The following is a 22883-nucleotide window of genomic DNA, read 5'->3' as shown; positions in this document are numbered from 1 at the left end:
GGGCGGCCACTGTCGGGCGGCGTCTGTCGGGCGACCGTTACTGGGCGACCGCTACCGGCCGGCCCGGGTGGAGGCCGGGCCGAGGATCAGGCTGAGGTTGTGGCCGCCGAAGGCGAAGGCGTTGCTCAGCGCGGCGCGCACCGGGGCGGATCGGGCGGCGCCCCGGACGTGGTCCAGGTCGCAGGCCGGGTCGGGGTCGGTCAGGTTGAGCGTCGGCGGCAGCGTCCCCCGCGCCACCGCCAGGGCGGTCACCGCCGCCTCCAGCGCGCCCGCGGCGCCGAGGAGGTGGCCGGTGGCGCCCTTGGTGGAGCTGACCGCGGGCGGCTGCGCGCCGAAAAAGGCGCGCCACGCCGCAGTCCCGGCCCCATCCCCCAACCTTGTGCCGGTTCCTTTGGCGTTTCCATCATCGACGTCACCCCGGGCCAGGCCCGCGTTGGCGAGTGCGGCGCGCATCGCGTCGGCGGCGCCGGTGCCGTCGGGGCGGGGCATGGTCGGGTGGTGGGCGTCGGTGGAGGCGCCCCAGCCGAGGACGTCCGCGTACCCGGCGGCACCGCGGGCCTCGGCGTGCTCGGCCCGCTCCAGGACCAGGACGGCGCTGCCCTCGCCCAGTACGAAGCCGTTGCGGCGGGTGTCGAAGGGCCGGCTGGCCTGCTCCGGTTCGTCCCAACCCTGCGCCAGGGCGCGGGCGTTGGTGAAGGCGGCGGCGATGGTCGGGTGCAGCGACGACTCGGTGCCGCCGCACACCACCACGTCGGCGTCCCCGGCCCGGATCAGCCGCAGCCCCTCGGCGATCGCCTGGGCGCCGGCCGCGCAGGCCGTCACCACGGCCGAGCTGTAGCCCCGGATGCCGTGCTTGATGGCGATCCGGGCGGCGGCCATGTTGGAGAGCATCCCGGGCAGCAGGTACGGGCTGACGCCGGGTCGGCCGCGTTCCAGCCGGCGGTGCGACTGCTGCTCGAAGGTCTCCAGTCCGCCGCCGCCGGTGGCCAGTACCACGGCGGTGCGGTGCGGGTCGGAGTCCCGGCCGACGGCCAGGCCGGCGTCGGCGAGTGCGTCGTCGGCGGCGGCCAGGGCGAGCAGCACGAAGCGGTCCACGCAGCGGGTCTCGGTGGGCGGCAGCACCTCCCGGCCGTCGACGACGGGGGCGATCCCGGCAGCGGGCAGCCAGCCGTGCGCGGGGTGGTCCTCGGGGACGGCCCGCAGGCCGGAGCGGCCGGTGACCAGCGCCTCGAACACCTCGGCGGGTCGGCGGCCGAGCGGGGAGAGCAGGCCGATGCCGGTGACGACGGCACCGGGGCGCGGGCTCATGCGCGGACCCCGTTCCGCTCGGCGGTCGCCTCGCGCGACGCGCACCCCTCGACGACGCGTTCGCTCCGCTCGCTCATGCGCCCACCGCCGCGAGGTGGATCTCCCGCAGCAGGACCTTGCGGACCTTGCCGGTCGGGCCGAGCGGGATGTCGTCGGGGGAGACCGCCAGCACCTTGCGGACGGTCGCGCCGACGGCCTCGTCCAGGGCGGCGACGACCGCCGCGGTGCGGTCGGCGGCCGGGTCGGCGTCCGCGGCGAGGAGCAGCAGCACGTCGGTGACGACGCGCTCGCCGTCCCGTACCGCGACCACCGTGCAGTCCAGCACGTCCGGGCAGGCGGCCAGCACCCGCTCCTCCGACATGGCCGTGAACAGCCGCTTGCCGCCGCCGAGTTCGACCGAGTCGACGGCCCGGTCCACGTGGTAGTAGTAGCCCTCCTCGTCCCGGTACATCAGGTCCCCGGTGAGGAAGCGGCCGCGCAGCCGGGTGCGGAAGGTGGTGGCCGAGTCGTTCCAGTAGCCGAGCGCCAAGGTGGGTGAGGCAGTGGCGAGTTCACCGACCTCGCCGGGGCCGAGCGGTTCGCCGTCCGGGCCGACCACCTCGCAGTCGACGAAGGCGTGCGGGCGGCCGACGCAGCGGCCGTAGCGCTCGGTGCCGGGGCCGTGGGTGATGAAGAAGTGCGAGTGGCCCATCTCGGTGGAGCCGAGGCCGTCCACGAACAGCGAGCCGGGCAGCCGGGTGCGGCCGGCCCGGGTGACGGTCTCCCGGCTGCCGGTGGCGATCAGGCGGCGGATGTGCACCTCGTGGGCGCAGTCGCCGGTGTTCCACCAGAGCGCGACGGAGCTCAGGTCGCGGGCGGCGAGGTCGTGCCGGGCGAGGTCGGCCCAGGTGGCGGCGAAGCCGATCACCCCGGTGGGCCGCCACCGCTCGACGGCCTCCAGCACGCCGTCGCCGGACTGCCGGGAGAGCACGGCGAGTTCGGTGTGCGAGCTGAGCGCGAGGTTGAGGGCGATCAGGGTGGCGGCGTGCGGGGCGGGCAGTGCGCTGAGCATCCGGTCCTGGCCCTGCGGGCGGGGCAGCCGCAGCCGGTGGCGGATCGCGGCGTACAGGCTGGCGTGCGAGTGGACGACGGCCTTGGGCATTCCGGTGGTGCCGGAGGAGTGGGTGATCGCCACCGGGTCGCCGGACCAGTGCCGGTACGGCTCGGGGGCGGCGACCGGGTCGCCGGCGCCGAGGGTGGAGATCTCCGGCAGCAGCGGCGCGCCGGGGTCGTGGCCGGCCAGTGCGGCCAGGTGGGCGGGGTCGGCGAGGACGCCGGCCGCGCCGAGGCGGGCGATGTAGCGGGCGGCGCGCTCGCCGTCCAGGTTGGGGTTGAGCAGGGCCGGGACGGCGCCGAGCCGGGCCAGGGCGAGGAAGGAGAGCACGTGGTCGGCGGCGTCGCTCGCGTACACCACGACGGGGTCGCGCCGGGTGATGCCCAGCGCGTGCAGCGCGGCGGCGCGGGCCCGGACGGCGCGGTCCAGCTCGCGCAGGGTGAAGGGCTGCCAGGCGGGGTGGTCGTCCACCGGGGTGTCGAAGCTGAGCAACGGCACGTCCAGGTCGAGCCCGAGCGCGATCCGGGCGGTCAGGACGTTGCCGGCGCCCACGTCGGGGTCGTCCGCGAGCTGGGTGCGGAGGCTGCGGATGGTCACGGGGGTGGATCCCTCCCTCGGGGCCGGTGGACGGCCCGGGCGGCTGATCGGGTGGCAGGGGCGGCCGCACGGGCGGCGGGTGCGGTCGGCCGCGCGTCGTCGGGCGGCGGATGTCGGGAGTGAGGCGGGGACGGGCGGGGGCGCTGGTGTGCCGGGTGCGGCTGCGTCAGGCGCCGGGCCTCGATGATTGCTACGGCCAGGGGCGGGCGGCCGGTTCAGTCCGTTCGGTTTCGGCCCGTTCGGGTTCGGCCCGTTCGGTTTCGGCCCGTTCGGGTTCGGTCCGTTCGGTTTCGGCCCGTCCGGGTTCGGTCCGTTCGGTTTCGGCCGGTTCGGTTTCGGCCCGTCCGGATTCCGTGGCCGGACCGGCGAGCAGGACGGCCGCGGCCAGGTCCCCGCCGGGCGTCTGCTCGGCGGCCACGGCCAGCACCCGGTCGGCGTCGCCGTCCTGGAGCAGCAGTGCGGCGAGTTCGAACGCCTCGGCGGGGACGCGGCCGGGTTCGGCCTCGGCCGGGCAGATCGCCACGACCGGACCGTTCAGGCCCCAGCGCGCGGCGATGTGTCCGAGGACGGCGTTGGGGTTGGACTGGAAGAACAGCAGCGGGCCGGTCCGCTGCCCGGGTTCGGCGCTGCGCTCGATGGCCCGCGCGGTTTCGAGGTCGCCGCTCGCGCTGGCGAGCAGCAGGGCGGTCCGCCCGGGTGCGGGCGGCTCGCCGTGGTGGGCGCGCAGGCAGCGTTCGGCGGTGTCGGCGACCAGCGGATTGAAGCCGGAGGCGGAGAAGCCGGGCAGTGGTGGCGGGGGCCCGTCCGGGCCCGGTGCGGGGTGGCGGGCCTCGGCGAGGATCCGCAGTCCGTGGGTGTGGTCGGCAGGGGTGGTCATGGCGGTGGCTGTCATCCCGGGGCCAGCAGCAGCGCGGTGTTGGCGCCGCCGAAGGCGGAGTTGAGGCTGAGGGCGTACGGGGGGCGGGCGGCGCGCGGGCCGTCCAGGACGAGGTCCAGTGCGAGGTCCGGGTCCGGGCCGAGCCAGCCGGCGTTGACCGGGAGCAGTCCGGTGCCCAACGCGCCGATGGTGGCGGCGAGTTCGAGCAGCGCGGAGGCCTCCAGGGCGTGCCCGTGCACGGATTTGCTGGAGCTGACCGGCAGGCGGTCGGTGTGCGGGCCGAACACCCGCCGCAGGGCGTGGGCCTCGGCCCGGTCGGCGAGGGCGGAGCCGGTGCCGTTGGCGTTGACGTAGCCGACCTCGGCCGGGTCGGCGCCCGCGCGGGTGAGCGCGGCCCCGATCGCCCGGATCGCCCCGCCGCCCTCCGGCTCCGGGCGGCAGACGTGGTGGGCGTCCCCGGCCCGGCCCCAGCCGGCCAGCCGGGCGAGGGTGGGCGCGCCGCGGCGTTCGGCGGCCGGGGCGGACTCGACCAGGACGGCCGCGGCCGCGTCGGCGAGCAGGGTGCCGGTGCGGCCGGCGCTGAACGGGCGCGCCTCGCCGTCCCGGGCCAGCGCCCGTCCGGCGTCGAAGACCGCGAAGACGCCCGGTTCGACCAGGTGTCCGGCGGCGACCAGGATCCGCTCGTGCCGTCCGGCGGCCACCAGGGCGCCCGCGTCGGCGACGGCGGTCGCGGCGGCCACGCAGGCGCCGTTGTACACCCGGGTGACGCCCGGCGCGCCCCAGTCGGCGCGGACCCCGGCGGCCACCGCGGCGGCGGTCGCGCGGGTGCGCTCGTCGCTGTGCAGCGCTAGCAGCACGGGCGGTCCGGCGCCCTCGGCGGCGGTCAGTCCGGCCTGCCGGCAGGCCTGGCCGATCGCGTCGAGCACGGCCCTGGCCAGCGGAAAGGTGCAGGCCAGCGGCACGGTGGCGGGGAACAGCGCGGCCCGGGTGGTGCGGCGGGCGCTCACGTCGAAGCGGGTGACCGGGCCGAACAGGGACTTGCCGTGGGTGACGGCCTCGGTGAGCGGGGCGAGTCCGTGCCCGGCGGCGCTGAGCACCCCGACACCGGTGACCACCGGGTGGCCGGCCGTCCGGCCCGGTGGTCCGGTGCCCGTCCCGGCGGCGATCACGGCCGTGCGCCCGCGCGGTCGGCGAGGACGGCCTCGCGCAGCAGTTCGGCGGCGTCGTCGACGGTGCGCACCGCGCCGAAGCGGTCGTCGTCCAGGTCCAGTTGGAGCCCGTACCGCTGCTCGAACTCGGCGACGAGCCACGTGAGTTCGAGCGACCCGAGGTCCTCCGGCACGGCGTCGACGGCGCGCTGCCCGAACGCCGCCAGCATGGTGAGGACCTCGGTCCGGTCCGGGAGGGCGCCGGGGAGCGGGGAGCCGGTCACGCGGCGCTGCCGGAGGTGGCGGCGAGGGCGTCGACCCGGCGGGTGACGTCGGCGGTGAACTCGTCCAGCGTCATCAGCGCGGTGGTCTCCATCTCGTCCAGGTCGAACTTGATCCCGAACTCGTCCTCGACCTGCACCGACAGGTCGGCGAGGGCGAGCGATTCGAGGTCCAGTCCGGCCGGGCCGAGGTCGGTGTCCCCGGTGACCTCGGAGACGTCGTACTGCATCTCGGCGAGTGCCGCCAGGACGAAGGCGCGGATGCGGTCCTGCATGGTGGTGGGCTCCTTGTCGGGGTGGTGGTGCGAAGGGATCGGGGTGCGGCCGGGTGCGGCCGGCCCGGTGGCGGGCGGGGTCAGCCTGCGGCGGGCCGGCCGGCGGCCGCGCTCTCGCGCAGGGCGGCCGGGTCGCGCAGCAGCTTTCCGGTGGCGGTGCGGGGGAGCCGGTCCAGCGGGGCGAGCCGGCGCGGCCGCTTGTAGGCGGCCAGCCGGCGGGCCAGCCCGTCCTGGACGGAGGCGAGGTCGGTCCCGGGTTCGGTGGCCAGGTAGGCCTCGATCGCGCCGCCGTCGAAGACCACCACGGCCTCGCGGACCTCGGGCAGCGCGGCGAGCGTCTGCTCGACCTCGGTGAGGTCGACCTTCAGTCCGCCGATCGAGACCTGGGAGTCCAGTCGGCCGAGCACGGTGACCAGACCGTCGGCGGTCAGCTCGGCGGCGTCCCGGGTGTGCAGCCAGCCGTCCGACCAGCGGGTCGGATCGTCCAGCCCGGGGTACGGGGAGGCCGCCGCGCCGATCTGCAACTCGCCCTTCACCAGGCGCAGTTCCATGCCGTGCACGGGTTGCTTGGCGGGGTGGAGCGTGCCGGAGAGGTCGGTGGCGATCACCCCGGTCTCGGTCATGCCGTACATGGTGCCGAGCGGGACGCCGTAGCGTTCGGTGAACAGCGCGGGCAGTCCCGGGCGGACGAGCTCGCCCGCCACGACCATCCGCCGCAGCCGGGGCAGCGGCGGGGGAGCGACCGTCCCCGCCAGCAGCTCGGCGTGGAAGGGTACCCCGATCACGGTGGTCGGCCGGTCGCTCGCGGCGACCTCGGCGAGGATGCCCGCCGCCGTCATCCGCTCCGGCACGGTGAGCGCGACCCGGGCGTGCAGGCTGTTGAGCAGCCCGCCGACCAGGCCGAGAACGTGCACCACCGAGGAGAGCAGGACGACCCGCTCGCCCTCGCCGGGGAACTCCACCAGCCTTCGGTAACAGTCGAGTTCGCGTAGTAGATCGGCCGCCGTGCGGGCGATGACCTTGGCCGGACCGGTGGATCCGGAGCTGAGCTGGATCAACGCGTGCCCGGTGCGGGCCGGGCGTCCGTCCGTCAACGGGACGGCCACCGGCTCGACTTCGGAGAAGCCGCGCAGGGCCGCCGCGGACCGATGGGCGGAGCCTACCAGCACCTGCGGGGTCAGCCGCGCCACCGCCGCGTCGATCTCGTGGTCGGTCAACCGGTGGTCGAGCAGTGCGACTTGGGCGCCGAGACGCCAGCATGCCAGCAGCACCGCGACGAACGCCACCGAGGGCGGCAGTCGCAGCGCCGCCGTCCCGCCGGGGCCGAGTCCGGCGGCCGCCAGTCGGTCGGACTGCTCCTCGACCAGGGCACGCAGGGCGTCCCGGTCGAGCGGTGCGCCGAGGCGCAGGCACTCCTCGGTGCCGGGGCCGGCCAGCAGCAGCCGGTCGACCCAGGAGTCCGGGGCGTCGGAGTGCGGCAGGAAGGCAGCCGGAAGTACGGAGGGGGAAAAGCCGGTCAACGCGGCTCCACACAAGTGAGGGGATTTGACATGAACGCCGTTAACAAGTCAGAACGGCCAATTCCGTGGCCAGACCATGGCACAGACGTTTGGTCAAATCAAGGTCTATACCAATGTGGTCGTTGCTCCTACGCTGCCCAACCAGGACCGGCCCGCGCGTGGCCGTCCTGGAACGAGGAATGCCCGTGAGAGTTCTCACGTCGGCCGGGATCGAGCGCGCGGCGCGCGACCGACTCCCAACGGAAATCTGGGATTTCATCGAAGGCGGCAGCGATGCGGAACGCACCCTGGCGGCCAACCGGCAGATGTTCGGACGCCATGCGCTGCGTCCGCGCACGCTGGTCGACGTCTCCGTCTGCGACCCGGCACTGACCCTGCTCGGCGCACCGCTGCGCCTCCCGCTCGGGATCGCCCCGATGGCCTACCACCGGCTGGTCGACCCGGAGGGCGAGACCGCCACCGCGCGCGCCGCCGGACGGGCCGGAGCCCTGCTGGTCGCCGCGATGTTCGCCAGCCGCACCCTGGAGGAGATCGCCGCGGCCGCCACCGGCCCGCTCTGGCTCCAGCTGTACTGGCTGCGCGAACGCGCCGCCCTCGCCGCCCTGGTGGAGCGCGCCGAGGCGGCCGGCTACCGCGCACTGGTGCTGACCGTGGACGCCCCCAGGATCGGCCGTCGGCTGCGCGACCTGCGCAACGGCTTCGCCGTCCCGCCCACCGTCCGGGCGGTCAACCTGGACCGGTCCCTGATGTCCGCCAGCCACCGCGCCGCCGGCGGCGGTTCGGGCATCGCCGAGCACGCCCGCGAACAGTTCGACCCCACCCTGAGCTGGACCGATCTGGCCTGGCTGCGCGAACGCACCCGGCTGCCGCTGGTCCTCAAGGGCGTCCTCACCGCCGAGGACGCCCGGCTGGCCGTCGAGCACGGCGTCGACGTCCTCCTGGTCTCCAACCACGGCGGACGCCAACTCGACGGGGTGGTACCGGCCCTGGCGGCACTCCCGGACGTGGTCGAGGCGGTGCCCGCCGACCTGCCGGTGCTGTTCGACGGCGGCGTGCGCAGCGGCACCGACCTCGCGATCGCCCTCGCCCTCGGCGCCCGCGCCGTGCTGATCGGCCGCCCCGCGCTCTGGGGCCTGGCTGCCGGCGGCGAGGCCGGGGTGCACCGGGTGCTCGACCTGCTGCGCGAGGAACTGGAGCACACCATGGCCCTGTTGGGCCGCCCCCGGCTCGCCGACCTGGACCGCACGGTCCTCGCCCCCTGGCCCTTCCCGGCCGGCTGACACCGCACCCGCGCGGTCGTTCGTCCGCTTCGCACCCGCGCGGCCCTTGAACCGCGCCGCCCCCGAACCGCGTTCTTCCCACCAGGAGGTCCGACACATGACCGAGCAGAGCGAGCGATTCCCGGGTTGGGACTGGGACGACCCGGACGGGCTGGCCCCCCGACTGGACGCCTTCAGCGAACAGGTCGCCACCTGCGAGAAGCTCGAAGCGCATCCGGGCGGGCTGCCGCGCGACCACGCGGGCCTGAGCGAACTCGGCATCACCGGCATCGAGTTCGCCGCCTTCCGGACCGCCCACCCGCAGGGGCTCGGCACCGACCTCGCCACCCTGCGCAGCCCCGACACCGCCACCGAGCCCGGCACCCTCTACCGGGTCGACGGCGACCGCTGGTTCACCCGGCTCGACATCGCCGAACCGCTGCCCTTCGCCGACGCCAGCGTCGACTGGGTGTACGCCGAGCACCTGATCGAGCACGTCACCATGCCCGTCGCCGTCGGCTGGCTGCGCGAGGCCCGCCGGGTGCTGCGCCCCGGCGGCGTCCTGCGCCTGACCACCCCCGACCTCGCCCGCTACCTGGTCGGCTACGCCACCGGCGACGGCTTCCTCGCCAAGCACCGGCGCCGGCTGACCACCCTCGGCTTCGGCCCGCCGATGCCCGCGCGTCCGGCCTTCCTGGTGAACCAGATCTTCCGGCACTTCGGGCACCAGTGGATCTACGACCTGGACGAACTGCGGCATGTCCTCACCCGGGCCGGCTTCGACCCCGGGAGGATTCGCCCGTGCGCCTACCGGCAGGGCACCCGGCCGGACGTCGCCGACCTCGACACGGCCTTCCGCACCGACGAGACCGTCTACGTCGAGGCAGACCGCTGAGCCCTCCGCACCGAATGGATCCGCCCATGCCCCTGCACCCCCAGGCCGAAGCGCTGCGCACCAGGCGCGCCGGCAGCGGTGCCCCGCCGCTCTACACCCTCAGCCTCGCCGAGGCCCGTGCCGCCGACCTCGCGGACATCCGCGCGGCGGCCGGCACCCCCGAACCGGTCGCCGCCGTCGAGGAGTACCGCATCCCCGGTCCCGGCGGCGAACTCGCGCTGCGGCTCTACCGCCCCGAGCCGCCCGGCCGCCGGCTGCCCGCCCTGCTCTACCTGTTCGGCGGCGGCTGGACGCTCGGCTCGCCCGACACCAGCGACGCGATCTGCCGCCGGCTCACCAACGCCGTCGGCTGCGTCACCGCCTCCGTCGGCTACCGGCTCGCCCCCGAACACCCCTTTCCCGCGGCGCTGCACGACTGCCGCGCCGCACTGCTGCAACTCGCCGAAAGGGCGGCGGAGTTCGGCATCGACCCGGACCGGATCGCGGTCGGCGGCGACAGCGCCGGCGGCAACCTCACCGCCGCGCTCACCCTGCTGCTGCGCGCCGAGGGCGGCCCCGCCCTGCGCCACCAACTGCTGGTCTACCCCAACACCGACCACGGCGCCGACACCCCCTCGCTGCGCGCCCACGACGACCCGGCACTGTTCAACCGCCGCTCGGTGGCCTGGTACTGGGGCCACTACCTGGCCGACGAGGGCGACGGCGCCAGCCCGTACGCCTCCCCGCTGCGCGCCGCCACCCTGGCCGGCCTGCCGCCCGCGACCGTCCTGACGGCCGAGTACGACCCGCTGCGGGACGAGGGCGAGCAGTACGCCGAGGCGCTGCGCGCCGCCGGGGTCCCGGTGGACCTGCGCCGCTACCAGGGCATGCCGCACGGCTTCTTCGCCATGACCGGCACCCTGGACGCCGCCGCCGAGGCCCAGGACTTCGCGGCCGAGCGCCTCCGGGAGGCGCTGCGATGACGATCCCGTTGAGCGACCTGCACGCCTCCCTGGCCGATCCGCTGCTGGACGCGATGACCTTCCTCAACGAGGTCACCACCCGCTACCCGGAGGCGGTCTCCTTCGCCCCCGGCCGCCCCTACGAGGGCTTCTTCGAGCCCCAGGACGTCCCGGCGTACCTGGAGACCTACCTCGCCCACCTGGCCGACCGCGGCCTGGACCGGGACGCGGTGCGCACCGCGCTGTTCCAGTACGGTCCGACCAAGGGCATCATCAACGAGCTGATCGCCCGCACGCTGGCCCACGACGAGGGCCTGACCGTCGGCCCCGCGGCCGTGGTGGTCACGGTCGGCGCCCAGGAGGGCATGCTGCTGACGCTGCGCGCCCTGTGCGCCGGCCCGGACGACGTCCTGCTGGTCAGTTCGCCCTGCTACGTCGGCGTCACCGGCGCCGCCCGGCTGCTCGACCTGACCGTCCGCCCCGTCCCCGAGGGCCCGGACGGCGGCCCCGACCCGGCGGCGCTCCGGGAGGCCGCCCGCGCGGTGCGGGCCGAGGGACGCCGTCCGCGCGCCTTCTACGTCGTCCCGGACTTCGCCAACCCCTCCGGCACCAGCATGCCGGTCCCGGCCCGCGCCGGGCTGCTGGAGGCGGCGGCCGAGGAGGGCGTGCTCGTCGTCGAGGACAACCCGTACGGCTTCTTCTCCCGCACCCCGGGGCTGCGGCCCACCCTCAAGGCGCTGGACCGCCGCCGCCAGGTCGTCCACCTGGGCTCCTTCGCCAAGACCTGCTTCCCCGGGGCCCGCCTCGGCTACGTGGTCGCCGACCAGGAGGTGACCGGCCCCGACGGCCGGCGCAGCCTCCTCGCGGACGAGCTGGCCAAGCTGAAGAGCATGACGACGGTCAACACCCCGGCGCTCAGCCAGGCCGTCATCGGCGGCATGCTGCTGACCCACGACTGCCGCCTGCGGGCCGCCAACGCCCGTGCCACGGCCCACTACGCGGCCGGCCTGGACACCCTGCTGCGGGAGCTGGACCGGCACTTCCCGGCCTCCGTGCGGAACCGGCTGGGCATCTCCTGGACCCGGCCGGACGGCGGCTTCTTCGCGGTGCTGACGGTGCCGTTCGTCGCCGACGAGGCCGCCATGGAGCGCTGTGCCCGCGAGCACGGGGTGCTCTGGACACCGATGGCGCCGTTCTACCCGGCGGGCGGTGGCGAGCAGCGGCTGCGGCTGTCCGTCAGCTCGCTGACGCAGGCGCAGATCATCGACGGCGTGGCCAGGCTGGCGGCCTTCGTGACGGCCTTCGTGACGGACTGAGAGCCCGCGCGGAACGGTGGGGGCGCGGAACGGGGGAGGGGGGGAGGGGGGGGGGGGCCGGTTCGGTGGGACCCCCCCCCCCTCCGCCGTTCGCCGGTCAGCGCACCCGGGTGGAGAACAGCCGGGCCGACCAGTACACCGCCAGGACGGTCATCACGACGACCACCAGCAGTCCCTGCCACACCACGCTGTCCCCGGCGTGCCCGGAGAACAGCGCGCGCATGCCCTCCACGGCCCAGTAGAAGGGGTTCCACCTGGCCGCCTGCTGCAGCCACCCGGGTGCCAGGGTGAGCGGCAGCAGCACCCCCGACAGCAGCGCGATCGGCTGCGCGATGGTGTTGACCACCGGCGACATCGCCGCGTCGGTCGGCACCATCAGCGCGATGCCGTAGGAGATCGCCGAGGTCATCAGCGCCAGCAGGCCCAGCAGCAGGTAGGCGAGCAGCAGGTTCAGCGGGTTCACCCGCAGCCCGAACGGCAGCGCGATAAGGGTGATCAGGACGGCCTGCACCAGCAGCGCCACCATCTCCCGCAGAGCCCGTCCCAGCAGCAGCGCCAGCCGGCTCACCGGGGTCACCCGGGAGCGCTCGATGATGCCGGCCCTGAGCTCGCCGAGCAGGCTGAAGCCGGTGAACAGTCCGCCGAAGATGCACAGCACCGCCAACAGGCCCGGCACGTACACCTGGTAGGCGTCGGCGTAGCTGCCGGCGCCCTGCGGGGTGAGCACCTTCTTCAGCAGCGGGGCGAACAGCAGGAGGTAGAACACGGGCTGGATGATGCCGACGGCGATCCAGATCGGGGTGCGGATCATGAGCAGCAGCTGGCGCTGGAAGACCAGCCAGGTGTCGCGGGCGAGCTTCACGGTCTCCCCAGGGGGTTGTGCGGGTCCGGGCGGTACGGGGTCAGGACTGCTGCAGCGAGCGGCCGGTGCGGGCCAGGAACACGTCGTCCAGGCTGGGCCGTTGGAGCTGCACGGTGCCGGGCGTCACGCCCGCCGCGTCCAGGGCGCGCAGCAGCCGGGGAATGGCGGCGGCGCCGTCCTCCAGGTACAGCCGCAGCCCCTCGTCGCCGTTCTGCTCCAGCCGGTGCAGGTACGGCTGCGCGCGCAGCACCTCGGCGGCCCGCTCGAAGGCGGCCTCCGCGGCGTCCGCGGCGTCCAGCCCGACCAGGACGACGTCGCCGGAGATCTCGCGCTTGAGCGCCTCGGGGGTGCCCTCGGCCACGACCCGGCCGTGGTCGACGATGGCGACCCGGTCGCAGAGCGCGTCGGCCTCGTCCAGGTAGTGGGTGGTGACGACCACCGTCATGCCCTCGGTGCGCAGCCGGCGGATCTCCTCCCAGACGTGCGCCCGGCTGGCCGGGTCCAGTCCGACCGTGGGCTCGTCCAGGAACAGCACCCGGGGCTGGTGGATCACCCCGAGCGCGATGTCCACCCGGCGGCGCTGGCCGCCGGAGTAGGTGGCGCACGGGCGGTCGCCGAACTCGGCCAGGTCGAAGGCCTTGAGCGCGTCCGCGGCGGCCTGGACGGCCTGCGCCTTGGCCGCGCCGTACATCCGGGCCTGGAGGACCAGCTCCTCGCGGCCGCTGACGTGGTCGGTGGTGCCGCCGCCCTGGGCGACGTAGCCGATCCGGCGGCGGACCCCGGCGGGGTCGGTGAACAGGTCGGCCCCGGCGATGGTGGCCCGTCCTCCGTCCGGGCGGATCAGGGTGGCCAGCATGCGCAGGGTGGTGGTCTTCCCCGCGCCGTTGGGGCCGAGGAAGCCGTAGATCTCGCCGGCGGCGACCGACAGGTCGATGCCGCGGACGGCGTCGACGGTGGGGTTCTCGCCGCTGCGGCGGGAGGTCTTCTTGCGGTAGGACTTGCGCAGTCCCGCGGTCTCGATCAACCGGAACTCCCGTGCGGGGATGGGCTGCCACGGCACCTGGAAAGGCGGGGCTCGGCACCTGCGGAGGGCGGTGCCGCTGCGACACCCTAGGGCGAACCCCGCCCCGGAAACAATGGCCTAGACCAATGGACGTACCCTCGGCCGGTCTGCTAAGGGGCGGCGGTTCCGGGCCGGGTCGGGGCGGTTCCGGGGGTGGATCGGGGGCGGTCCGGGGGTGGGACGAGCCCGGTCCGGCCCGCTCGGCCGAGCACCTCCAGCCGGTCCGCCGCGGCCACCGCACCGCCCCCGGCGAGCAGTCGGCTCCCGACCTGAACCGCCCGCTCCCGGTGGGCCGTGGAGTCGAGGACGGCCCGCAGCGCGTCCGCCAGCCGCACCGAGGTGACGCGCGCGAACGGCACCCGCAGCCCCGCGCCCGCCGCCGCCACCTGGCCGGCCACGATCGGCTGGTCGTGCCGGATCGGTGCGGTGACCAGCGGCAGTCCGTGCGCCAGGGCCTCGCCCACGGTGTTCATCCCGCCGTGGCAGAGCACCGCGTCCAGCTCGCCGCGCGCCATCAGCTCCAGCACCGGCGCCCGCCCCACCGCGACGGCCCGGGAGGGGAGTTCGGGCAGCAGCTCGCTCGGCGCGGCGAACACCGGCTGCACCTCGTCACCGCACAGCTCCAGCGCCCGGACGGACCGGGCGAGGAAGTCCGCGCCCAGCTCGCCGGCCAGGGTCCCCATGGTGACCAGCACCCGGCGCCGACCGGGCAGCAGCCGCTCCCACGGGAAGTCCGGATCGTGCGGCCGCGCCGGGATCACCGGCCCGACGAGCGCGTGCTCCGGCGGCGGGGTCGAGCCGGTCAGGGCCGGACCGGTGGTCGCCAGGACCAGGGCGGGGGAGAAGCGCGGGTCCAGGTACTCCTCCGCGGGCAGCCCGGCGCGTTCCCACAGCCCCCGCAGCAGCCCGGTCATCCAGGCCTCGACCTGCGGCAACGCCCGGTAGGGGCGCCCCAGTTCCATCGCCCCGGGCGCGAAGGACGCCCACGGCAGGCCGTGCCGGTGCGCGACCAGCGCGCCCGCCGGAGTGTGCTGGTCGACCAGCAGCACGTCCGGCCGCCACTCCCGCACGACGGCGTCCAGCGGCTTCAGCGTGAACCTGGTGTACGGGACGATGAAGCCCTCCCAGAGCGAGCGCAACGCGGCCAGCCCGTGCCCGCCCTGGGCCCGGAACGCCCGGGTACCGGTGCCGAGCACCCGGGCCTGCGGCCCGAGCAGCGGGCGCAGCACCGATTCGGTGCCGGTCCAGGCGACCTGGTGGCCGCGTGCGGTCAACTCGGCGGCGATGCCGGCGGCCGGGTTGACGTGGCCGGTCAACGGCGGCATCACCAGGAGGAACCGGGTCATCGTGCGCCCTCCTCGGGGAGCAGTCGCTGGACGTCGGCGACGGTCAGGGCCTCCAGGGCGGCCAGGTCGAGCCCGGCGCGCAGCGCGGCCAGGTCGGCCTGCGGGCCGAAGCGCCCGCGCAGCCGGTCGGCCAGTTCGGCGAGTTCGTCCTCGTCCAGCAGCAGGTCGCCGTCCAGCCGGGCCTCCGGGGTGACGTGACGCGCCCAGCCGGGCGGCGCACCGGCCACCTCGACCAGCAAGGCCACCAGATCCTGGTTCAACGGGGCTCCGGGGTAGGGGGGTTCAGGGTTCGACATGAGAGATCTCCCACCTGCTCGACGGCACGGGGGTGAACGCGGCCGCGCCGGGGGGAAGTTGACCGGCTTCCGGGGAGCGGCGGCGACGGAGGGGGCCCGAGATCACTTGTGCGACCCGGCGGGCGTCGGAATACTAGCCCGGGTGACCGCACTGGAGGCAGTGGCCGTCCACCTCCCCCCGCACGCCGTTCCCATCGAGGCTGTGGGCGAGCTCATCGGCCTGACCCCACGTCAACTCCGTCTCTTCCGCCGCTTCCACGGCCTGGACCAGCTGCGCCTGGATCCGACCGGGACGCTGCCCGACCTGCTCGACGCCGCCCTGGACAACCTGCCGGAGCTGCGTGGACGCGAACCCGACATCCGCTTCGTGATCCACGCCCGCAGCATGCCGGTGGCGGTGCCCCATCCGCTCAACCCGCTGCACGACCTGCTCGACGCCCGTGGACTGGCGCACGCCAACGCCTTCACGGTGACCCACCACGCCTGCGCGGTGGGCCTGCTGGCCATCGACCTGGCCGGCAGGCTGCTCGCGGACGAACCCGACCCGGCGGCGCTCGCCCTGGTGCTGACCGGCGAGAAGACCTTCACCAGGGACGCCCAGGTGGTGCCCGAGACCGGCATCTTCGCCGAGGGCGCCGCCGCCTGCCTGGTCAGCGCCGGTGGCGAGCGCCACCGGATGCTCTCCTTCGTGGTGCGCCAGCGCCCGGAGTTCGACGGCCGGCTGGCCGAGGACCCGGACCTGCTCGCCCGCTACCAGCGCGAGTACCCGAACGTGATGGTGGAGGCGATCGAGGCCGCCCTGGACCAGGCCGGTCTGGACCTCTCCGACCTGGCCGCGATCCTGCCGCACAACGTCAACCAGGCGTCCTGGCGGATGATCGCGCGCCGGATCGGCTATCCGGTCGAGAAAGTCGTGCTGGACAACGTGCGGTCGGTCGGGCACAGTTTCGCCTCGGACAGCCTCATCAATCTCCACACCGCCACCACGCGGGGGCTGCTCCGCCGCGGCGACCACTACCTGATCGCCGCCGCCGGTGTCGGAGCGACCTTCTCCGCGATGGCGATGCGGTACTGACGGTCCGCCGGCCACCGGCCGCCGATGCCGCCGAATCCGCCGGCCGCCGTCCGCACGGTGACGCCGGATTCCCACACCACCCAGAGCCCCGGGGCGCCTGCAAGCCCCGGAGCACACATCCCACGTACGACGGGACGGGACACCCATGTCAGAAGCCGCGGTCCAGACCACCGACCCCGAACTGCGCGAGCGCATCCTGCACGGCATCGGCGAGCTCCTGCCGCGCGTCCTCAAGCGCGAACTGCCCGAGATCCCGCAGGACGCCTGCCTCTTCGACGACCTCGGCCTCACCTCGGCCGGCACCATCGAGCTGATCCTGGAGCTGGAGGAGTCGCTCGACATCCAGGTGGACGTCGAGCAGATCACCGAGGACGACCTGCGGTCGGTCACCAGGCTGGCCGACTACGTCGCCGGGCACGTCATCCCCGAGGACTGACCGGGTGGCCCCCGGTCCCACCGGTCTGCGGATCACCCGGGCGCTGGCCCGCCGGTTCGACGGCCGCTCGGAGACCTCGCTCGACCCGGACCTGCGGGTCTTCGTCTCCGACCTCGTCCGCCCCTACGGCCTGCCGCTGCGCGAGGACCTGCTCGGCGAGGGCGTCGGCCACTCCTACGAGGAACTGGCCGCCGGAGTGCTCCGCGAGGCGCTCGCCGAGGACGAGCCGGCCGACCTGCTGATCCTGGCCTTCGACACCCCGGACGTGCGGCCCGGCGCGCCGTCCTCGCTGGCGCTCAGCCGGTCCGTCCCGGGCGGCCCGCTCGCCTTCGCGGTCTGCGACCAGGGCGGCGCGGCGGCCTTCACCGCACTGCGGCTGGCCGCCGGCCACCAGCGCACCGGCGGCTGCCGCCGGGCCGTGGTGGTGCTGGCCGAACAGACCGCGCTGCACTACGAGCCGCCCGGACCGGTGCCGCTGCCGGAGCGGCACGCGGTGGTGGTGCTGGTCTGCGAGGAGGCCCCCGGCGAGGGCCTGGCCGTCCGGCAGACCAGGGGCGCGGCCTCCCCGGCCGAGTCGGTCCGGGCCGCGGCCGGGGAACTCGGGCCCGAGGCGGCACTGCTGCTCGGTCCCGGCCTCGGCCCGCCGGAGCCCCCGTCGGCCCAGCCGTTCACCGGACTCTGGGCGGAGCTGGCCGAACACCTGCCGCAGTGGCGGGCGGCAGGCCGGCCCGCGCTGCTGGCCGGGTTCGACCGCCGGCTCGGGGTGCTGAGCACGCTGACCCTGCCGTGACGGCGATCGACCTCTGGCTGATCGACACGCGTCAACCGGCCGCTCCGGCCGGGGAGCTGTGGCAGCTGCTCGACCAGCGCGAGCGCGCCCGGGCGTCCGGGATGGACCCCTGGGCGCGCGAGCGTTTCACCGTGGTGCGCGGCGCGGTCCGGCAGCTGGTCGCCGCCCGGCTCGGCGTGCACCCGGCCGACGTGGTCTGGCGGTACGGGCCGAACGGCAAGCCCGAGCCGGCGGGGGACGGCGCGCTGCGGGTCAGCTGGTCGGCCTCGGACGCCGTCGCGGTGCTGGCCCTCGCCGAGGGGCGGGCGGTCGGTGTCGACGTCGAACGGCTCCACGACCCGCGGACGGCCGAGCGGATGGCCGCCCGCTGGTTCCCGGTCGAGGAGGCGTGGTTCGTCGCCGAGCCCGCGGAACCGGCCGAGCGGGCGGCGCGGTTCACCGCGCTGTGGTGCCGCCGGGAGGCCTGCGTCAAGGCGTACGGCGGGCGCGTCGTGCAGTCCTTCGGCGTGCCCGTCGCCGGTCCGTCGCCGGTGCTGGTGGCCGACCCGGGCGCGCTCGGCGACGGCCCGGCCCGGCTCTGCGACGTCCCCGTCGCGGAACCGTTCCGGGCTGCCGTCGCCGCCCTCGGAGGATCGCCAATACATGTCAACTCGCATGAGTGGAACGGGAATTGACGAAACGCTCGATCAGCTCCGGTTTGGTCTGGACCAGCTGGCGAGCGCGCTGGTAGCGTCCCGGTCACACCCCCTGCCGAGCCCTCCCCGGCCCTCCCCGGCAAGCCGAAAGGCGTGTACGACGTGGCACCGCACGACGCTCCACCGCAGGACCCGGCGTCACTCGGCGCTCCACCGCACGACCCGGCGCTGCTCGGCGCTCCACCGCACGACCCGGCGTCACTCAGCGCGACACCGTGCGGCGCGAATCCGGCCACCAGGCGGGTCACCGTGCGGTACGCCGCCGAGAACAGCGGCTCCGGACCGCTCACCCGCGGCCAGGACAACATGATCCGCTGCATCCGGGCCAGTGCCCCCGAGGCGATCAACAAGGAGTCCGTCTGGCCGGTGCCCGACGGTACTTCGGTCCCCTCCGGGCTGGTCGCCCTCCGCCGGCTGGTCGAGCGGCACGAGTCGTTGCGGACCTCCTTTCCGGCGGGCCCCGGTCCGGACGGATTCCCGGACCGCCAGGTGGTGCACCGGCAGGGCCGGTTCGCCGTCTCCGTGGTCGAGGCCGGCTGTCGCTCGGACGCCGAACTGAACGCGATGGCCGAGGAGTTGGGCCGGGTCGATGTCACCGTTCCGGTCGGCCTCGACCTGCCGCCGAGGATCCGGTTCACGCTGATCGCCGCGGGCGAGCGACTGCTGCGGCTGGTCGCCGTGGTCTGCCACGCGGGCGCCGACGGCGCCGCCACCGCCGTGCTGATCGAGGACTGGTGCGCCCTCGCCGCCGGGAAGGAGCTGCCGCCGGTCACCGCGCCGACCCCGCTGGGGATCGCCGTGGCGGAGCAGAGCGCCCAGGGCCGCCGCAGGTCGGCGGCCGCCCTGCGGCACTGGGCCCGGATCCTGACCGCGGGCCCGGTGGGAGTCTTCTCCGACGCGCGGATCAGCGGCCCGCCCCGCGACCACAGCGCCCTGCTGGTCCGCTCGCGCACCGCCGCCGACGACCTCGCCGCGGTCTGCCGGCGCACCGGTGCCAGCCCCTCGGTCGTCCTGCTCGCCGCCTTCGCCGCGCTGGTCGCCCACCGCGCGGGCCGGTCCGAGCTGGTGTTCTCGGCGCTGTCCGCCAACCGTCAGCGCGCCGCCCTGATCGACCACGTCGGCACCCTCGCGCAGGACGCCCTGATCCTGCTCGACGCCGGCGCGGCCGACCTCGACCAGCTGATCGGCCGCGCCAAGTCGGCCTCGCTGAGCGCCTACTGGCACAGCACCCTGGACGCCGAGAAGGTCTGGCAGCTGGTGGACGACGCGGCCCATGTGCGCGGCGCCCGGTTCGCCCGCCAGGTGGTCGTCAACGATCTGAGCCTCACCATCCCGGCCTCCGTCGCCGCCGTCCAACCGCCCCCGGCCGCCGACCCCGAACTCACCGTGCTGCCCGCCCCGCCGCTGCCGGTCCGGCTGATGCTCACCGTCCTGCGGATCACCGGCAGCCTGGACTTCGCCCTGATCGCCTGTCCCCAGGTGCTCGACCCCGAGGAGGCCGAGAGCTTCGCCCGGGCGCTGCCGGCCGTGCTCGCGGCCGCCGCCGAGGGCCCGGTGCTGCTGGCCGACCTGCCCGCGGCGCTCGGGCCGCCGGGGGCCGGCCGGGGCGGTGATTGGAGGCTGGTCGACGGCTCCTGGATCGATCTCGCGGCCGTCCGCGAACTCCTGCACGCCGCGCTCGGGGACCACCGGCTCTCGGTGAGCGAGGGAAGGCTGGTGGCCGAGGTGGCCGCCGTCGACCCCTCGTTCGGCCCCGCCGAGGCCCACCGCGCCGTGGTCGCCGCCCTGGCCGGACGTGACACCGCGATGGCACCGCACCGGTACGTCGTCCGGCACACCACGCCGGCGGGGGAGCGCACCGAGACCAGGAGCGGGCGCGACCGGGCCGTCGTCGCCCGGCTGTCGGCGCTCACCTGAACGGATGATCACGGCAGCCCGCGGGACACTCACTCCCACGGGGCGCCGTGATCGTCCCCGGCTCCCCACGGAAGGTCCGTCCAGGAGCAGCCGGAGGTCGCCCCCGAGGTGAGCCCCCACGGGCTCGGCACCTCCTCCTCGTCCCCGTCCTGCACCGGCAGCCGGTCGATCACCGCGACCAGCGCCGGCGGCAGCTGCGGGGCGAGCCCCCGGTGCACCCGCGACAGGATGTCCCGCCGTACGTCGTCCGGCAGCAGCGGCCGGTTCATCCGCAACACCCGCGGCCCGGGCGGTCGTTCGACCGTCGCCAGCTGGTCCGACCAGGCCCGCCAGTAGTCGGCGTCGTCCGTCTCGCCGAGCATCAGGTGGTGAAGGTGCAGGCAGTAGGCGGCCGTCCCGCTGCCCGAGCCCGCCGCGAAGCGCCACCAGAACTCGGCGCCCTCCTCCTTGCCGGTGGCGTACAGCAGCGCGCCGAACACCTCGGCCCCCTCCGGCTCGATCCGGCGCGCGTTCACCAGCAGGTCGAGTCCGCGCGAGGCGTCCGGCGCGCCCAGCACCAGGGCCACCACCAGCCCGAGTTCGAACGCCGCCTGCTCGTGCTCCGACGGCAGGTGGGCGGGCGCGGCGGTGAGCCTGGCCCGGCGCAGCGCCGCGACCCGCTCCGCGTGGGCGCGTTCGGACCGGGGAACGCGGAACACCGTCCGGCCGCCGTCCGCTGGTGCCGCGCCGGCCGGGCCGCCGTCCGCCGGTGCCGCGCCGCCCGGGGTGCCCCCCTCCGGTCTCCCCGTCACAGCTCGCCCTCGTCGTCCGGGAGTTCGCCCACCCCGAGCCGGCGGGCCAGCCGTTCCCGGGCGTGCCGGAGGTTGGAGTGCACCGTCGCCACCGGCCGCCCCAGGTACGCCGCGATCACCTTGACGTGCAGGCCGAGCAGGTACCGCAGGATCACCACATCCCGCTGCCGGTCCGGAAGTTCGAGGATCGCCGCGTACAGCCGCACCTCGTCGGCCTCGCTGTGCAGCAGCCCCTTCGCCACCTGCTTGAAGGCTCCGATCACCGCCGCGAAGGTGACCGCCTCCACCTCCACCGGCTCCTCGGCGGCCACCCAGTCCGACACGTGCCGGTTGGCCAACCGCCAGGCGTAGGCGGCCGGTTCCTCGAACCGCAGGACCTGCGGCCAGCAGCGGGCCAGGTCGGACTTCACCGCCCCGACGACCAGCTCCGCGTCGGACCGGTTGCCTATCCGGGTCAACGCGAGCGCGTGCCAGGCGGGTTCGTGCGTCTCGCAGAAGGCGGCGTAGGCGAGGCCCAGGCGGAGTTCGGGGTCGGACCGGGGAGCGCGGTCGGAGCCGGCCGCCGGCGCCGTCTCCGCTCCGTGAATGTGCGCCACGGCCGTTCCGCCCCGGAACCTGCGCGCCGGGGCACCCCTGTCGATCGTCATCGAGCCTGCTTTCCGTGGCCGTCGGCTGCTCACCCGGCCACCCGAGGGTCGGGCTGTCGGTGCCCATCCTCATTCCATCAGGCCCGTCACTCCAGGATGCAATCCGAATACAGATGGTCATCTCATGGGCGCCGTCGGTTGGTTGGAATGCTCCGAAGCTGTTCGGAACGCGACCGGTCCCGCCTATCGTGGTCAGGAGCGATCGGTCGGGAATGATCGGTCGGGAGCGGAACCGGGGGAGAGCGCGATGGGTCTCTACGACGGGGTGGACCTGCGGCTGAACGTGCCGCACTCGGCCCGGATGTACGACTACTTCCTCGGCGGCTTCACCAACTTCGCCGCCGACCGCGAGGCCGCCGGACAGGCCCTCGCCGTCGCACCGTGGCTGCGCGCCGCCGCCCGGGTCAACCGCGCCTTCATGCAGCGCTCGACCCGGGCGCTCGCCGAGGCCGGCTTCGACCAGTTCATCGACATCGGCACCGGCATCCCCACCTCGCCCAACCTGCACGAGGTCGCCCAGAGCATCCGGCCGAACGCCCGCGTGGTCTACGCCGACAACGATCCGATCGTGCTCTCGCACGCCCAGGCCCTGCTCACCGGCACCCCCGAGGGCCGCACCGCGTACGTCGAGGCGGACGTCACCGACCCGCTCGGACTGCTCGCCGCCCCGGGCCTGCGCGAGACCCTCGACCTGTCCCGCCCGGTCGCGCTCTCCCTCAACGCCCTGCTCCACTTCGTCCCCGACACCCACGGCGCGTACGAGCTGGTCGAGCGCCTCAAATCCGCCCTCGTCCCCGGCAGCGCCCTGGTGCTGACCCACGTCAGTCCCGAGTTCGCGCCCGAGGACATCGCCCGGCTGACCCGGATCTACGAGGCCGCCGGCACCGCAGCCCAGGCCCGCACCCGGTCGGAGATCGTCCGCTTCTTCGACGGCTGGACGCTCCTCGACCCGGGGCTCGTCCCCATCGCGCAGTGGCGGCCCGCACCGGACGAGACGCCCGGGGCCGCCGAGGAGGTCTCGCTGTACGCCGCAGTGGCCGTCCGGCCGTGAACCATCGGACGGATGACCACAGTTGACGAACCATCGGCGAACGCGCCGCGTCCTGGTGATCGGGAAGGCGGTTCGCGCCGCGACAGGACCGTCGCCGGATTCTGTTCCGCGAACTCGGCGGACCGACCGCCGTCACCGGCTTCGCCCGCTCGATCGGCGACCGCGTCACCCGCCTGGCATCGCCTGGACCCCGGCCGGCGCCCCCGTCCTCCTCGCCGTGCTGACCACCGAGCCGGCGGACGAGGCGGCCCCGATGGACGAACCACTGGTCGCCCGGACGGCCACGCTGCTCGCGGACGCGCCCGGCTGACCCGGAGCCGCGTCCCGCGGGTGGGCACTCCGGCCCGTCCGGGACGCCGGGGGCGGCCGCTCCCCGGGGCCCGGTGGATCCGGATCCACCGGGC

Annotated in this window: 23 protein-coding genes; 10 read left to right on the top strand and 13 right to left on the bottom strand. The window is 75.0% G+C overall.

Annotation, left to right across the window (positions count from 1 at the left end; all coding sequences use genetic code 11):
* Positions 1-51: 51 nt before the first annotated feature.
* From ACFVGO_RS33820 to ACFVGO_RS33790, 7 genes are all read right to left on the bottom strand, one after another.
* The gene (locus ACFVGO_RS33820) at positions 52-1308 is read right to left on the bottom strand and encodes a beta-ketoacyl-[acyl-carrier-protein] synthase family protein (protein WP_380635940.1); all 1257 of its coding nucleotides are present in this window, start codon (positions 1306-1308) and stop codon (positions 52-54) included.
* A 73-nt stretch (positions 1309-1381) separates the two neighbouring features.
* Complete coding sequence (locus ACFVGO_RS33815) at positions 1382-2998, bottom strand: class I adenylate-forming enzyme family protein (RefSeq protein ID WP_380635938.1); 1617 nt, start codon at positions 2996-2998, stop codon at positions 1382-1384.
* A gap of 190 nt (positions 2999-3188) precedes the next feature.
* Entirely contained in the window at positions 3189-3875 is a 687-nt protein-coding gene (locus ACFVGO_RS33810) for a hypothetical protein (protein ID WP_380635936.1), read from the bottom strand.
* Between the two features lie 11 nt (positions 3876-3886).
* Positions 3887-5044, bottom strand: a complete 1158-nt coding sequence (locus ACFVGO_RS33805) for a beta-ketoacyl synthase N-terminal-like domain-containing protein (RefSeq protein WP_380635934.1) — start codon at positions 5042-5044, stop codon at positions 3887-3889.
* Complete coding sequence (locus tag ACFVGO_RS33800; RefSeq protein WP_380351328.1) at positions 5041-5307, bottom strand: acyl carrier protein; 267 nt, start codon at positions 5305-5307, stop codon at positions 5041-5043. The genes ACFVGO_RS33805 and ACFVGO_RS33800 overlap by 4 nt, the downstream gene beginning before the upstream one ends.
* Complete coding sequence (locus tag ACFVGO_RS33795; RefSeq protein ID WP_359902554.1) at positions 5304-5579, bottom strand: phosphopantetheine-binding protein; 276 nt, start codon at positions 5577-5579, stop codon at positions 5304-5306. The genes ACFVGO_RS33800 and ACFVGO_RS33795 overlap by 4 nt, the downstream gene beginning before the upstream one ends.
* Positions 5580-5659: 80 nt before the next feature.
* Positions 5660-7099, bottom strand: coding sequence for a class I adenylate-forming enzyme family protein (locus ACFVGO_RS33790; protein WP_380635931.1), 1440 nt, complete (start codon positions 7097-7099; stop codon positions 5660-5662).
* 179 nt (positions 7100-7278) lie between these two features.
* On the opposite strand from ACFVGO_RS33790, the gene ACFVGO_RS33785 reads away from it, so the two are divergent.
* From ACFVGO_RS33785 to ACFVGO_RS33770, 4 genes are all read left to right on the top strand, one after another.
* The gene (locus ACFVGO_RS33785) at positions 7279-8379 is read left to right on the top strand and encodes an alpha-hydroxy acid oxidase (protein WP_380635929.1); all 1101 of its coding nucleotides are present in this window, start codon (positions 7279-7281) and stop codon (positions 8377-8379) included.
* 97 nt (positions 8380-8476) lie between these two features.
* Entirely contained in the window at positions 8477-9253 is a 777-nt protein-coding gene (locus tag ACFVGO_RS33780; protein WP_359902548.1) for a methyltransferase domain-containing protein, read from the top strand.
* Between the two features lie 26 nt (positions 9254-9279).
* Positions 9280-10215 carry an alpha/beta hydrolase gene (locus tag ACFVGO_RS33775; RefSeq protein ID WP_380635927.1) on the top strand — a complete coding sequence of 312 codons (936 nt, stop codon included), beginning with the start codon at positions 9280-9282 and terminating at the stop codon, positions 10213-10215.
* Complete coding sequence (locus tag ACFVGO_RS33770) at positions 10212-11510, top strand: PLP-dependent aminotransferase family protein (protein WP_380635925.1); 1299 nt, start codon at positions 10212-10214, stop codon at positions 11508-11510. The genes ACFVGO_RS33775 and ACFVGO_RS33770 overlap by 4 nt, the downstream gene beginning before the upstream one ends.
* A gap of 97 nt (positions 11511-11607) precedes the next feature.
* Here ACFVGO_RS33770 and ACFVGO_RS33765 read toward each other — a convergent pair whose 3' ends face one another.
* From ACFVGO_RS33765 to ACFVGO_RS33750, 4 genes are all read right to left on the bottom strand, one after another.
* Positions 11608-12372 (bottom strand): ABC transporter permease, encoded by a 765-nt coding sequence (locus ACFVGO_RS33765; RefSeq protein ID WP_359902542.1) that lies wholly within the window; start codon positions 12370-12372, stop codon positions 11608-11610.
* 40 nt (positions 12373-12412) lie between these two features.
* Positions 12413-13396 (bottom strand): ATP-binding cassette domain-containing protein, encoded by a 984-nt coding sequence (locus ACFVGO_RS33760; RefSeq protein ID WP_380635922.1) that lies wholly within the window; start codon positions 13394-13396, stop codon positions 12413-12415.
* A gap of 149 nt (positions 13397-13545) precedes the next feature.
* Entirely contained in the window at positions 13546-14781 is a 1236-nt protein-coding gene (locus ACFVGO_RS33755) for a glycosyltransferase (protein WP_380635920.1), read from the bottom strand.
* A complete protein-coding gene (locus ACFVGO_RS33750; RefSeq protein WP_359902534.1) occupies positions 14778-15041 on the bottom strand; it encodes a hypothetical protein in 264 nt (87 codons plus the stop codon). The genes ACFVGO_RS33755 and ACFVGO_RS33750 overlap by 4 nt, the downstream gene beginning before the upstream one ends.
* A 178-nt stretch (positions 15042-15219) precedes the next feature.
* Here ACFVGO_RS33750 and ACFVGO_RS33745 point away from each other — a divergent pair, with 178 nt between their 5' ends.
* The 5 genes from ACFVGO_RS33745 to ACFVGO_RS33725 all read left to right on the top strand — a co-directional run bounded on the left by ACFVGO_RS33745 (position 15220) and on the right by ACFVGO_RS33725 (position 19990).
* Positions 15220-16152, top strand: a complete 933-nt coding sequence (locus ACFVGO_RS33745) for a 3-oxoacyl-[acyl-carrier-protein] synthase III C-terminal domain-containing protein (RefSeq protein WP_359902531.1) — start codon at positions 15220-15222, stop codon at positions 16150-16152.
* A 145-nt stretch (positions 16153-16297) separates the two neighbouring features.
* The gene (locus ACFVGO_RS33740) at positions 16298-16588 is read left to right on the top strand and encodes a phosphopantetheine-binding protein (protein WP_049653836.1); all 291 of its coding nucleotides are present in this window, start codon (positions 16298-16300) and stop codon (positions 16586-16588) included.
* Between the two features lie 4 nt (positions 16589-16592).
* Positions 16593-17378 (top strand): hypothetical protein, encoded by a 786-nt coding sequence (locus ACFVGO_RS33735; RefSeq protein WP_359902528.1) that lies wholly within the window; start codon positions 16593-16595, stop codon positions 17376-17378.
* Positions 17375-18052 carry a 4'-phosphopantetheinyl transferase superfamily protein gene (locus ACFVGO_RS33730; RefSeq protein WP_359902525.1) on the top strand — a complete coding sequence of 226 codons (678 nt, stop codon included), beginning with the start codon at positions 17375-17377 and terminating at the stop codon, positions 18050-18052. The genes ACFVGO_RS33735 and ACFVGO_RS33730 overlap by 4 nt, the downstream gene beginning before the upstream one ends.
* Positions 18053-18322: 270 nt before the next feature.
* Positions 18323-19990, top strand: coding sequence for a condensation domain-containing protein (locus ACFVGO_RS33725; RefSeq protein WP_380635917.1), 1668 nt, complete (start codon positions 18323-18325; stop codon positions 19988-19990).
* A 29-nt stretch (positions 19991-20019) separates the two neighbouring features.
* On the opposite strand, the gene ACFVGO_RS33720 is transcribed toward ACFVGO_RS33725, so the two are convergent.
* Positions 20020-20781: a hypothetical protein gene (locus ACFVGO_RS33720; protein WP_380635915.1), complete on the bottom strand. Its 762-nt coding sequence runs from the start codon at positions 20779-20781 to the stop codon at positions 20020-20022.
* The gene (locus ACFVGO_RS33715; protein WP_359902517.1) at positions 20778-21377 is read right to left on the bottom strand and encodes a sigma-70 family RNA polymerase sigma factor; all 600 of its coding nucleotides are present in this window, start codon (positions 21375-21377) and stop codon (positions 20778-20780) included. The genes ACFVGO_RS33720 and ACFVGO_RS33715 overlap by 4 nt, the downstream gene beginning before the upstream one ends.
* Positions 21378-21675: 298 nt before the next feature.
* On the opposite strand from ACFVGO_RS33715, the gene ACFVGO_RS33710 reads away from it, so the two are divergent.
* Entirely contained in the window at positions 21676-22479 is an 804-nt protein-coding gene (locus ACFVGO_RS33710) for an SAM-dependent methyltransferase (protein WP_380635913.1), read from the top strand.
* Positions 22480-22883 lie beyond the last annotated feature (404 nt).

This window comes from Kitasatospora sp. NPDC057738 (genome assembly GCF_042798815.1).
Classification (GTDB): domain Bacteria; phylum Actinomycetota; class Actinomycetes; order Streptomycetales; family Streptomycetaceae; genus Kitasatospora; species Kitasatospora lactacystinica.
Note: the sequence above shows the minus strand (reverse complement) of the source record. Positions and strands in the feature narration are given on the sequence as shown.

Bases quoted from the DNA above. Each gene is read 5' to 3' on its own strand.
- ACFVGO_RS33770 (WP_380635925.1), top strand. From the start codon at position 10,212: ATGACGATCCCGTTGAGCGACCTGCACGCCTCCCTGGCCGATCCGCTG.
- ACFVGO_RS33785 (WP_380635929.1), top strand. From the start codon at position 7,279: ATGCCCGTGAGAGTTCTCACGTCGGCCGGGATCGAGCGCGCGGCGCGC.
- ACFVGO_RS33755 (WP_380635920.1), bottom strand. From the start codon at position 14,781: ATGACCCGGTTCCTCCTGGTGATGCCGCCGTTGACCGGCCACGTCAAC.
- ACFVGO_RS33710 (WP_380635913.1), top strand. From the start codon at position 21,676: ATGGGTCTCTACGACGGGGTGGACCTGCGGCTGAACGTGCCGCACTCG.
- ACFVGO_RS33740 (WP_049653836.1), top strand. From the start codon at position 16,298: ATGTCAGAAGCCGCGGTCCAGACCACCGACCCCGAACTGCGCGAGCGC.
- ACFVGO_RS33810 (WP_380635936.1), bottom strand. From the start codon at position 3,875: ATGACCACCCCTGCCGACCACACCCACGGACTGCGGATCCTCGCCGAG.
- ACFVGO_RS33780 (WP_359902548.1), top strand. From the start codon at position 8,477: ATGACCGAGCAGAGCGAGCGATTCCCGGGTTGGGACTGGGACGACCCG.
- ACFVGO_RS33775 (WP_380635927.1), top strand. From the start codon at position 9,280: ATGCCCCTGCACCCCCAGGCCGAAGCGCTGCGCACCAGGCGCGCCGGC.
- ACFVGO_RS33820 (WP_380635940.1), bottom strand. From the start codon at position 1,308: ATGAGCCCGCGCCCCGGTGCCGTCGTCACCGGCATCGGCCTGCTCTCC.
- ACFVGO_RS33795 (WP_359902554.1), bottom strand. From the start codon at position 5,579: ATGCAGGACCGCATCCGCGCCTTCGTCCTGGCGGCACTCGCCGAGATG.